The 11623-nt window shown below is 65.4% G+C and carries 10 protein-coding genes and 2 rRNA genes; 6 read left to right on the top strand and 6 right to left on the bottom strand.

All coding sequences use genetic code 11. The features are described 5' to 3' along the window. Both DPV74_RS20685 and rrf read left to right on the top strand, forming a co-directional pair. Window positions 1–135: ribosomal RNA gene (locus tag DPV74_RS20685) — 23S ribosomal RNA — on the top strand; the annotation flags it as partial. A gap of 129 nt (window positions 136–264) precedes the next feature. Further along, window positions 265–377, top strand: a 5S ribosomal RNA gene (rrf, locus tag DPV74_RS20680). Window positions 378–619: 242 nt separating this feature from the next. Here the strand turns inward: rrf and DPV74_RS20675 are convergent. The 4 genes from DPV74_RS20675 to DPV74_RS20660 all read right to left on the bottom strand — a co-directional run bounded on the left by DPV74_RS20675 (window position 620) and on the right by DPV74_RS20660 (window position 2553). After that, a complete protein-coding gene (locus DPV74_RS20675) occupies window positions 620–1084 on the bottom strand; it encodes a GNAT family N-acetyltransferase (RefSeq protein WP_205571931.1) in 465 nt (154 codons plus the stop codon). Window positions 1085–1196: 112 nt separating this feature from the next. Further along, entirely contained in the window at window positions 1197–1568 is a 372-nt protein-coding gene (locus DPV74_RS20670; RefSeq protein ID WP_091925594.1) for a nuclear transport factor 2 family protein, read from the bottom strand. Window positions 1569–1660: 92 nt separating this feature from the next. Further along, entirely contained in the window at window positions 1661–2260 is a 600-nt protein-coding gene (locus DPV74_RS20665; RefSeq protein ID WP_091925662.1) for a hypothetical protein, read from the bottom strand. Between the two features lie 89 nt (window positions 2261–2349). Beyond that, on the bottom strand, window positions 2350–2553 hold the full coding sequence (locus DPV74_RS20660) for a hypothetical protein (protein ID WP_134319745.1): 204 nt from the start codon (window positions 2551–2553) through the stop codon (window positions 2350–2352). 92 nt (window positions 2554–2645) lie between these two features. Between DPV74_RS20660 and DPV74_RS20655 the strand changes: the two genes are divergently transcribed. From DPV74_RS20655 to DPV74_RS20645, 3 genes are all read left to right on the top strand, one after another. After that, on the top strand, window positions 2646–4151 hold the full coding sequence (locus DPV74_RS20655) for an aldehyde dehydrogenase (RefSeq protein ID WP_091925597.1): 1506 nt from the start codon (window positions 2646–2648) through the stop codon (window positions 4149–4151). Window positions 4152–4231: 80 nt separating this feature from the next. Further along, on the top strand, window positions 4232–5623 hold the full coding sequence (locus DPV74_RS20650; protein ID WP_091925600.1) for an aspartate aminotransferase family protein: 1392 nt from the start codon (window positions 4232–4234) through the stop codon (window positions 5621–5623). A gap of 299 nt (window positions 5624–5922) precedes the next feature. Next, entirely contained in the window at window positions 5923–7332 is a 1410-nt protein-coding gene (locus tag DPV74_RS20645; protein WP_119337862.1) for a cytosine permease, read from the top strand. 12 nt (window positions 7333–7344) lie between these two features. On the opposite strand, the gene DPV74_RS20640 is transcribed toward DPV74_RS20645, so the two are convergent. Then, a complete protein-coding gene (locus DPV74_RS20640; RefSeq protein ID WP_162923098.1) occupies window positions 7345–8598 on the bottom strand; it encodes an SMI1/KNR4 family protein in 1254 nt (417 codons plus the stop codon). Between the two features lie 175 nt (window positions 8599–8773). Further along, window positions 8774–9793 (bottom strand): AraC family transcriptional regulator, encoded by a 1020-nt coding sequence (locus tag DPV74_RS20635; protein ID WP_119337860.1) that lies wholly within the window; start codon window positions 9791–9793, stop codon window positions 8774–8776. A gap of 144 nt (window positions 9794–9937) precedes the next feature. Between DPV74_RS20635 and DPV74_RS20630 the strand changes: the two genes are divergently transcribed. Continuing rightward, complete coding sequence (locus tag DPV74_RS20630; protein ID WP_059696950.1) at window positions 9938–11605, top strand: acyl-CoA synthetase; 1668 nt, start codon at window positions 9938–9940, stop codon at window positions 11603–11605. Window positions 11606–11623 lie beyond the last annotated feature (18 nt).

The raw sequence follows: 11623 nt of genomic DNA, 5'->3' as shown, positions 1-11623 counted from the left end.
GCCTTAAGATGAGATATCCCTGGGGACTAGATCCCCTTGAAGGGTCGTTCGAGACCAGGACGTTGATAGGTCAGGTGTGTAAGCGCAGTAATGCGTTCAGCTAACTGATACTAATTGCCCGTAAGGCTTGATCCTATAACAAGTCTGTTTCGCGCTACAGAGCGCGTCGGACGGTTGGATTCTCGTGTGTGATACACACAACTCAAAATTACTGCTTCTTCCAAGATTGGTTGTGCTGCGAAGCCAGCACAACAACCCCCTTTGCCTGATGACCATAGCGAGTCGGTCCCACCCCTTCCCATCCCGAACAGGACCGTGAAACGACTCTACGCCGATGATAGTGCGGATTCCCGTGTGAAAGTAGGTAATCGTCAGGCTCCCTAAGCCAGAAACCCCCGCCCAAAAGGCGGGGGTTTTTGCATTCCAGCGACGGAAATGCGCGAGTGATCGGGATCGGTGGCCTGGCTGCAACCGGGCGCAGAATGCGTCGGTAGCTCTGCGCTCCCGACGCCTTCCCCATTACACTCCATGCCCCTTGGAACCTCTTCCACAACCGCCGCCGGCACGATTCTCCCGAGTGCGGCATGGTGAGTCATACCGCTTCCTGCTGCCTCACGAGTCAGATCGTGATCCGCAAGATCGGAAAGAACCTGCCCGGGACGACGCTCGATTCCTTTTCGCCGATTTTTTCAGCCCCGATCGTCAGATAAAACGGAACCGCATTGGGATCGGCTTCGATCACAAAGCTCCTGATCCCTCTCGCAGCGCTTTCCTTGCGGACCGCTTCCCACAGCGCACGGGCGATACCCCGGCCCATGTGGTCGGGATGGACGAATAGCCATCCGGGTGTCGGGCGATCCGATTCCGACGACGCCCTGACCCAGAACCCGATGATTGCCTCCGCGGATTCCGCGACGTAACCGATCGACCCATCGATCGTTTCCGGTGCAATCGTGAGATCGCCCTGCCACAAGTCGAGCCAGTCCTTCGGATAGCCCCAGTGTGCCTTCGAAATGCGAGCCAGACGCGTGAGTTCGCCCGCGTCCGCGGTACGGGCAGCACGTACGGTAAATGGTTTGTGCATTTCGTCTCCTGTCATGGTCGACACCTTCGTCGAGGTATCGTCTGGCTCGCATCGACTCAAACAACTCCGGATTCGCAGCTTGCCGACTCGAAGGGAGGCGAGCTCGACGCGACTACATGACCTGCGATGCATGCCCGGCGACGATGCGCCAGCTGGCGCCCGATCGACGCCACAGCCGAGTATAGGCAAACACGCCGTCGAATGCCGTGCCGCCGAAATGGCCGGCGAGCGTCGCCTTCGTTGTGGTCAGGATCATCTCGCCGATCGCGCAGGCGCGCGTTTCTTGCACCTCGAGCTTGTCGAGACGCAGCAGATTCTCGCGATGCGCGGCCAGGTCGTCTTCCTTCGAGATGACCTGGCCGGTCGGAACGGTGAACACCAGGTCGTCGTCCAGCAACGCTTCGAGTGCTTCGACATCGTTGGCCAGCATCGCGGCGCGAAGCGCGGTTTCGCTGGGTTCGATGATTGTACGGATTGCATCCATTTCCGGGCCTCGTATCGTCTCTGAAGGTTTGTGGTTCCGCTCATATCGACGAGCCTCGACAGCAGGCAACATACCGCACCAACGGATACCGCTTACCGCGTGGCCGACAACGATTGACGCCGGACCAGCATCACCACGCAGATGCCGATCGACGCAACGATGTTGACAGCCGGATAGAACGCGACCGCGATACCCCACGTGCTCAATGCCGGCAGTGCCAATGCGTACTTGAGCACGCACAGCGCGAAATACGCGAGGCTCTCGCTCCACGGATCGCGGAGCGTCTTGCGGACGGTCGGGCCGAGGCCGGCAAGTTCGATCAGCGTCACCAGACAGACCGAGATCGTCGGATCGTCAGTCAGCATCCAAAGCGGAATGGCCGACAGGGCCGCGACCAAGAAAAACCAGTCGACGCGCGTCCAGCCGCGTTCGCCGCGAAACACGCTGGCGACCAGCGTCAGAAAGCATGTCACCGCAATCGCCGCCGTGCACCACGCGGACGGCCCGGCACCCGCGACGAACTGGCCGGCAGCCGCGATCGCCGTGACGACCGACCACACGAGCCATGTGAACAGATGCGGACGAACGGTGCGCCGGTAGATCGCGAGCGCGTACGGGATTGCCGCCAGCAACGACACGGCCGTTCCGACGACGCCGAAGATTGAAGCGGCACCCTGATCGACATTCCCCATCGAATGCATCCTTGTTCGCACCGTCCGACCAGTATGTGGTCGGACTGGCCGCGGCGCAATGTCGTGCCGGCTCGGCGTCGCATCGGGTGTCACGTTGCATCGCACCGGAAAGCCGATGAGGTCGCACGCAAACAAACGGCACCGGGATCGTGCCGTGGCAGGAAAACCCACTGCACGCGCGCAGGATGAATAGAAATAACCTCTTCAATGAGAAGAAAAACTGTTCTTTCAAATCGCTTTTTGATGATCGACAGTTTGTCGACCGGACGACTGCGGCAATTCACGGCGGTCATGAGCATCGGCTGCGCCCGCTGGCGTCTTTCGTCGGGTCGAGTTCAGGCGGAGAACAACGCACAAACGCCTGGTCGTCAAAACGGAGTCTTGAATGAACCCAACTTCAGCAGAAAACCATCAGCACGCGGACTGGAGACGTCTCGCGGCGCAAGTCGAGCCGAGAACGCTCGCGCATATCGGTGGCCGCAGCGTGCCGGCCCGAAGCGGCCGGACGTTTGCCGCAATCAATCCGGCTACCGAGGCCGTCATCGCGGAAGTTGCGTCGTGCGATACCGCGGACGTCGACGATGCGGTGCGTGCCGCGCGTCACGCGTTCGAATCCGGCGTCTGGTCGCGCTGCGCACCCGCGGAGCGCAAGCGTGTGCTCTGCCGGCTCGGCGAGCTCATCGCATCGCACAGTTCGGAGCTCGCACTGCTCGACTCGCTCAACATGGGCAAGCGCGTGGCGGACGCGTTCAGCATCGACGTGCCGGCCGCAGGAGGGCTGTTCAGCTGGTACGGTGAAGCTGTCGACAAGTTGCACGGCGAAGTTGCGTCGACCGATCCCGGCAACCTCGCGGTCGTCACGCGCGAACCGCTGGGCGTCGTCGGTGCGGTGGTGCCGTGGAATTTTCCGCTCGACATGGTCGCGTGGAAAGTGGCGCCGGCGCTGGCGGCCGGCAACAGCGTCGTGCTGAAGCCGGCGGAACAATCGCCGCTGTCCGCATTGCGTCTCGCCGAGCTGGCGCTTGAGGCCGGCCTGCCGCCGGGTGTGCTGAACGTCGTGCCGGGCTATGGCGAAACCGCAGGGCGGGCGCTCGGGCTGCATCCCGACGTCGACGTGCTCGCATTCACGGGCTCGACGGCCGTCGGCAAGAAATTCCTCGAGTACGCCGCAGAGTCGAACATGAAGCAGGTGTGGCTCGAGTGCGGCGGCAAGAGCCCGAACCTGGTCTTCGACGATACGGACGATCTCGATCTTGCCGCGCGCAAGGCGTGCTTCGGCATCTTCTTCAACCAGGGCGAGGTGTGTTCCGCGAACTCGCGGCTGCTGGTTCAGCGTTCGATTCACGATGCGTTCGTCGACCGCCTGATTGCGCATGCCGCTGCGTTCATGCCGGGCGATCCGCTCGATCCGGCGAGCGGCATGGGGGCCATCGTCGACGAGCCGCAGCATCGGCGCGTGCGCGACTGGATCGCACGCGGCCGCGACAGCGCGACGCTCGCGATCGGCGGAGGCGCGCCGCGGGTCGACGGCAAAGGTTACTTCATCGAGCCGACGATCTTCATCGACGTGAAGCACGACGACGTCATCGCGCGCGAGGAGATCTTCGGGCCGGTGTTGTCGGTGATGGCATTCGACACCGAGGACGAGGCCATCTGGCTCGCGAACGACTCGATCTATGGCCTTGCCGCGTCGGTCTGGACCGGCAGCCTGTCACGCGCACACCGTGTGTCGGGCCGGCTGCGCGCCGGCACGGTGTCCGTCAACACGGTCGATGCGTTGAGCGCGCAGACGCCGTTCGGCGGGTTCCGCCAGTCCGGCTTCGGCCGCGATCTTTCGCTGCATGCGATCGACAAGTACACGGGCCTCAAGACGACCTGGATCAGTTACTGATTCGACGCGGCGGGCCGCAAGCGGCCGCGCCGCGCTACACGACAACGCATTTATCCACACAACGAACCGGAGACTTGCCCATGAACGCGCCCAACTTTCCGCATCGTACGACGCAGGACTATCAACGCAGCGACGCCGCGCATCACCTGCATGCGTTCGTCGACCAGAAGGCGCTGAACGAGGAAGGCGCGCGCGTGATGGTACGCGGCGAAGGTGTCCATCTATGGGACAACGACGGCAACCGCTACCTGGACGGCATGTCGGGGCTCTGGTGCACCAACGTCGGCTATGGTCGGCCGGAGCTGATCGCCGCCGCCGCGCGGCAGATGAAGGAGCTGTCCTACTACAACATGTTCTTTCACACCACGCACCCGTCGGTGATCGAACTGTCGGAACGTCTGTTCGCGCTGCTCGGCAATCGCTTCAGTCACGTGGTGTATACCAATTCGGGTTCCGAATCGAATGAGGTGCTGATTCGCACCGTACGGCGGTTCTGGGACGTGATGGGCAAGCCCGCGAAGAAGGTGCTGATCGGCCGCGTGAACGGCTATCACGGGTCGACGGTGGGCAGCGCGTCGCTGGGCGGCATGGCATTCATGCACGAAATGGGCGACCTGCCGATTCCGAACATCGCGCACGTGGACGAACCGTACTGGTATGCGAATGGCGGCGACCTGAGCCCCGAGGCATTCGGCAAACAGGCGGCGCTGTCGCTCGAGCGCAAGATTCTCGAGATCGGCGCGGACCGTGTCGCCGCGTTCGTCGCTGAGCCGTTCCAGGGGGCGGGCGGGATGATCTTTCCGCCGGACGGCTACTGGCAGGAGATCGAGCGCATCTGCCGTCAATACGACGTGCTGCTCTGCGCGGACGAAGTGATCGGCGGCTTCGGCCGTACCGGCGAGTGGTTCGCGCACCGCCACTTCGGCTTCGAACCTGACCTGATCTGCGTGGCCAAGGGGCTGACCTCGGGCTACGTGCCGATGGGCGGGCTGATCATGAGCCGGCGCGTGGGCGATGCGCTGGTCGACAAGGGCGGCGTCTATGCGCACGGGCTGACCTATTCGGGGCACCCGGTCGCGGCCGCCGTCGCGCTGGCCAACCTCGACGTGCTCGAGCGCGAAGGCCTCGTCGAACGGACGAAGACCGACACGGGGCCGTATCTGCAGAAGGCGCTGCGCGAGGCGTTCGACGGCCATCCGCTCGTCGGCGAGATCCAGGGCGTGGGCGCGGTCGGCGCGATCCAGTTCGCGAAGAACAAGGCGACGCGCGAGCGCTTTGCGAACGAGGCGGACCTGACCTGGCACAGCCGGACGGTCGGGTTCGAACTCGGTGCGATCGTGCGTTCGACGAATGGCCGCCTGATCGTTGCGCCGCCGCTGGTGATCGATCACGCGCAAATCGATGAACTGGTCGACACGATGCGCAAGGCGGTGGATGCCACCGCGCGGGAAGTGCTCGGGATCGACTGCTGACCGTCGAGCGACGCGCTTCCGTCCGGCAACAGACGGGCGGAAGCGCACTGAACCACGGGTTACGCTCCGAACGCGGGCCGGATTCGCTCATCTACAGGAGCGGCTGGCCGACACGTTGAGAATGGAGTGCCGCAGGCGGCAGTCATGTAAAGCGATGCGTTATCGACCGCCTATTGATCAGGAATGCAAATAAGAAGAATGAGTTCGCCGCAGAACCCGCGCTTCACGTGCACCTGGCATTCCGCGCCCCCCTTCCGCCGCCGAACCCGCGAACACCACAACATAAACAAGGAGACGAAATGAGTCAGGGCGAGTCCATTGCTCATCTCGAGGAAAGCACCATCCAGCCGATTCCGCTGACCGAGCGCCATGGCAGCGCGAAGGACCTGTTCACGATCTGGTTCGGATCGAACATCATGATGCTGACGATCGTCACCGGATCGCTCGCGACCACGGTGTTCAAGCAGCCGTTCTGGTGGGCGGCGCTCGCCACGCTCGTCGGCAGCCTGATCGGCGCGGTCTTCATGGCGCTGCATTCCGCGCAGGGGCCGCAGCTTGGCGTGCCGCAGATGATCCAGACCCGCGGGCAGTTCGGGTCGTTCGGTGCGTTGCTGGTGGTCGCGCTGGTCGTCGTGATGTACGTCGGCTTCTTCGCATCGAACTGCGTGTTCGGCGGGCAGGCGCTGCACAGCCTGGACGCCGGTATTCCGCTCGATGCGGGCGTCGTGGCGATCGGCCTGATCAGCCTGCTCGGGTCGATCTATGGCTACAAGCTGATCCACGCGTATGCGCGGCTGCTGAGCTGGTGCTCGGGCAGCGTACTCGTGCTGGCGTTCGTCTGGATCATTTTTGTGCATGGATTGCCCGTCGATACCTTCTCGAAGCATTCGCTGAACCTGTCCGGCTTCCTCGGCGCGATGTCGGTCGCCGCGCTGTGGCAGATCGCTTATGCGCCTTACGTGTCGGACTATTCGCGCTACCTGCCTCCCGATACCGGGCCGCGCACGGCGTTCTGGTCGAGTTACTGGGGCTGCGTGCTCGGTTCGTTCTTCCCGATGCTGCTCGGCTGCCTGGTGGGCCTTGCGACGCCCGACGGCAATGTCGTGAGCGGCCTCACGGGCCTCACGCAAGGGATCAGCGTTCTCGTGATCGTCGTGCTGTCGTTCGGCATTGCGGCCAGCAATGCGATGGAGCTGTATTGCGGTGCGCTGTCGGCCATCACGGTGCTGCAGACGCTCTTTCCGTCGTGGTCGGGCAAGGCGCGTGCGCGGGCAATCACCGCGATCGTCCTGTGCGCGATTGCGCTCGCGATCGCGTTGTTCGGGCAGGACAATTTCCTCGCCGGCTACACGAACTTCATCCTGCTGCTGCTGTACGTGCTCGTGCCGTGGACCGCGATCAACCTCGTCGACTACTACCTCGTCTGTCACGGCGAGTACGACGTCGATTCGTTCTTCCGGCAGGACGGCGGCATCTACGGACGCTTCAACACGATCGCCGTCGGCTCGTATTTCATCGGCATCGTCGCGCAGGCGCCGTTCATGGCGACCGATCTCTATACCGGCGAACTGGCGAGCCGGCTCGGCGGTGCGGACGTGTCGTGGATCGTCGGCTTGTCGCTGACGTCGCTCGTCTACTACGCAGGCTGCAAGCTGTTCTCACGGCCGCTGCGGGATATCGCCGTGAGCGTCGACGGCGTTTCCCGCTGAGTGCGCGTCACGTCACGGCCTGAATGTCCGCAGGCGCTCGGCGTGGGCTTCGAGCCCGTCGAGGCCGAGATGGTGGTGGAGCTTGCCGGCGCGGACCCGGGCGATGTCGGTCTCGAGTTCGTGCAGCAGCGTCGCGATCGCCGAACGGCAGGCAGACGCCGCATCGACGCCTTGGGCCGACAGTGCGGCGCCGATCAGGCGCGCGCTGTCGGTGCCGCCGGCGGCGACGCAGCGCGCCATCGCGTCGGCATCCGGCTGCACGCCGGCGTCGAGCAGCGCGCGAATCAGTGCGGGCGGCACCGTGCCGGACACGGACTCCAGCGAATCCGGCGCGACCGGTGCGCCGGATTCGAGCAATGCACTCGCGGCGGCAAATTTCTGTCGCCGCAGCGCATAGTCTGCCGGGTTCGAACTGCCGGCGAGTGCCGCGCCGAGATTCGCGATGAGCGGTACCAGTTGCACGGTGAGCGCTGCGTCGTCGTGGTCGATCGCATGTCGCAACGCGTGGCGCGCGAGCGCCGGTTGGGCGGCGAGCGTGCCGTCGGCGAGCGGTGTGCGCCAGTCGATCACGGCCCGGCGATAGAACGCGATCACCTTGTCTCCCAGCGATGCCGACAGGCCATGCTCGGCCTGGCGTTCGTCGATATAGTCGAGCAACGTCGCGCCGGTGCCGTTTTCGTTGCCGGGTTCCAGCGGGTCCGCATTGAGCTGCAGGGCGCCGAATGCCGCGTACAGGTCCGGCGCGACCGTCGCGAGGCCGTCCTCGTGCATCGCGCCGCGCCACGCGGGCGGCAGCCCCTGTTTCCACGCGAGCACGTGGCCGCGATCCTTCGCATCGGGGTCCGTCACGATGTAGATGCGGTCGCAGTACTCGAATCCGCCGAACGGCAACACGTCGAGCCTGCCGCTCCACGGGCGTGAATGCTCGTCGGCGGCTTCCTCGGCCAGTTCGAGTTCGTGGTCGATCCAGCCTTCCAGGTCGCGGTAGCCGTTGCTGCCGTTGTAGAACAGCTCCCCCCAGCTGATGGCTTCGATGTGTCCGTTCATCTCCAGCGTCAGGTCGTAGTCGAGGCTGCCGCCGGCCGTCGTGCGCCACAGCTCGAGCAGTGCGGGCGGAAGGTCGCCGTGACAGCGGGCCTGCACGGCCGCGATCTGGTCGGCCGGCATCGGCGGCTGAGCGTCGAAGATCACGCGGTCGGCAAACAGCACGATGCCGTGCGCGCGCAGTTCAGCCAGTTCAGTGTCGGAAAAGTCGGTGGCTTGCATAGGAGCGGTAGTGGTGAGTCGTGTATTCGCCGTCGCTTGCCGACAACCATCGACAACCATCGACAACCATCGACAACCATCGACAACGAACGGCAGCCGGCAGGTCGCATCGTATCAGCGTCGAGTGAGCGTTTCCATGTCGGCCCAGCACGCCTGTCGACGACCGCCTGCCGCATCATCCGCTCGCACTTCCCGGTTCCGCCTCGGCCGCATGCACGTCCCGACGGAACGCGCCGGGGCTCGTGCCCGTCCATTTCCGGAACGCGCGATGAAACGCGCTCGGCTCGGTGAAGCCGAGCTCGACCGCGATCTCCGCGACGCTGAGCGTATGCCCGCGCAGCAGCGACTGGGCGAGCGCGCCGCGCAACTCGTCCTTGATTGCCGCGAAGCTTTGCCCTTCGCTGCGCAGACGCCGCCGCAGCGTCGCGGGCGTCGTGCCGACGCGCACGGCCAGCGTATCGAAGTCGGGCCACTCGGCGGCCGGCAGCATCTTCAGCTGCGCGCGCGTTTTCGCGACCCAGCCCGTATCGTGCCGGTAGCGCACGAGCAGGTTGCCGGGCGCGCCGCGTAGGAAGGTCTTCAGCGCCAGCTCGGAGCGGATCGTCGGCAGCGCGAGGTAGGCGGCGTTGAATGCGAGCCGGCTGTCGGGCCGGTCGAAATGCACGGGCACGCCGAAGAACTGGTGATAGTCGCTGCGCTGGTCGGGGCTCGGGCACGCGAAGTCGATGCGTTGCAGCGGGATGCGCCGGCCGATCAGCCAGCATGCGACGCCCAGGAGGATCAGCCAGAACGTCCGGTACGCGAACGCCGGGTAGGGCGCGCCCGTCTGCGTCAGCACGATCTGCGCCTGCCCGTCGGCCACGACGAGCTCGCCGTGCGGCTCGTCCAGCACCACGCGCAGGAACTGCAGCGCGCGCCGCAGCGCCTTGTCGAGCGTGCCGGCGTGCAGCACCGCGTGGCAGAGCAGCGTGAAGCTGCCGTGCCGCATCGGGCGCGCGGCGAGCCCGAAGAATTCGTCGTCGAGGGCGCCGGCGATCGCGAGCCACAGCCTGCCGTACTGCTGCGGCGTGACGGGCTCGCGCACCGCGGCCGGCAGGCCGGCGGCGCGCAGCACGGGCGCCGTCGCGATGCGTTGCCGGCGCAGGCACGCGAGCGCGTCGTCGACGAAATCCGGCGAAATCATCTGCGGCCCCATTTTCCTGTCTCCTCCCGACATGGCAAAAGCGATCACGATTCTAGATTCCGTTTGTCATTGATTGCAATGTGGGGGCTGTCTACTATCGAGCTATCCCCGTCGCGCCCCTGGCTCGCCGGGGGCCATAACGCACAGGAGACACGCATGCCTGATGGAGCTACCGCCCGGGCGGTGCCGGCCTACGCCGACGCCGTGGCCCGATTCAGTATCGAGACCGCCGCGCAGCAATTGCACGGCGACCTGGAGCGCGGCCTGAACGCGTGCGTGGAATGCTGCGACCGGCACGCCTCCGCGGACGCGATCGCGCTCGACTGGATCGACGCCGGCGGGCAGCACCGCCGCTACACGTTTGCGCAGATGAAGGCGCTGTCGGCACGCGTCGCGAACCTGCTGGTCGCGCAGGGCGTGAAGCCGGGCGACGTGGTGGCGGGCCTGTTGCCGCGCACGCCCGAACTCGTCGCGACGATCCTCGGCACGTGGCGCGCGGGCGCCGTCTACCAGCCGCTGTTCACCGCGTTCGGCCCGAAGGCGATCGAGCACCGGCTGCGCATGAGCGACGCGCGCCTGGTCGTGACCAACGTCGCGAATCGCGCGAAGCTCGACGAGATCGCCGCTTGCCCGACCGTTGCGACGGTGCGCGAGCCGGGCGAGACGCTGCCGGAAAACGACATCGATTTCCGTGCGGCGCTCGATGCGCAGTCCGACTCGTTCGAACCGGTGCTGCGCAAGGGGTCCGACCTGTTCATGATGATGTCGACGTCGGGCACGACGGGTTTGCCGAAGGGCGTGCCGGTGCCGCTGCGCGCGCTGCTCGCGTTCGGCGCGTACATGCGCGAAGCGGTCGACCTGCGTGCGGGCGACCGGTTCTGGAACATCGCCGATCCGGGCTGGGCATACGGACTCTATTACGCGATCACGGGCCCGCTGATGCTCGGCCACGCGACGACGCTCTACGAGGGCAGCTTCACGGTCGACAGCACGTACGACGTGATCGAACGGCTCGGGATCACGAGCCTCGCCGGCTCGCCGACTGCGTTCCGGATGCTGATGGCGGCCGGGACGGAAGCGGCGGCGCGGCTGAAGGGCAAGCTGCGCGTGGTCAGCAGCGCGGGCGAGCCGCTGAATCCGGAAGTCGTGCGCTGGTTCGACGCGGCACTCGGCGCGCCGATCTACGATCACTACGGCCAGACTGAACTCGGGATGGTCGTGAACAACCACCACGGCCTCGCGCATGCCGTCCACGCCGGTTCGGCCGGCTTCGCGATGCCCGGCTACCGCGTCGCGGTGCTCGACGAAGCGAGCCGCGAACTCGGCCCCGGCGAGCCCGGCAACCTCGCGATCGACATCGCTCGCTCGCCGCTGCTGTGGTTCCATGGCTACTGGCAACAGGACACGCCGGCGATCGCGGGCGGCTATTACCGGACCGGCGACAACGTCGAGCTGGAGCCGGACGGCACCGTGAGCTTCATCGGCCGCGCGGACGACGTGATCACGTCGTCCGGCTACCGGATCGGCCCGTTCGACGTGGAAAGCGCGCTGATCGAGCATCCGGCCGTGAGCGAGGCCGCCGTCATCGGCGTGCCCGATGCGGAGCGCACGGAGATCGTCAAGGCGTTCGTCGTGCTGTCGAACGACTTCGACGGCACGCCGGCACTGGCCGAGGAACTGAGCCAGCACGTGAAGCGGCGGCTGTCCGCTCACGCCTATCCCCGCGCGATCGACTTCGTCGATGCGCTGCCCAAAACCCCGAGCGGCAAGATCCAGCGCTTCGTGTTGCGCAAGATGGAAGCCGACAAGGCCGCTCAACCCTGAACACACACTGTACGGATT

This window comes from Burkholderia sp. HAN2018, from assembly GCF_024704855.1.
Taxonomy (GTDB): domain Bacteria; phylum Pseudomonadota; class Gammaproteobacteria; order Burkholderiales; family Burkholderiaceae; genus Burkholderia; species Burkholderia cepacia.
This window is presented reverse-complemented; position numbering and strand designations above follow the sequence as displayed.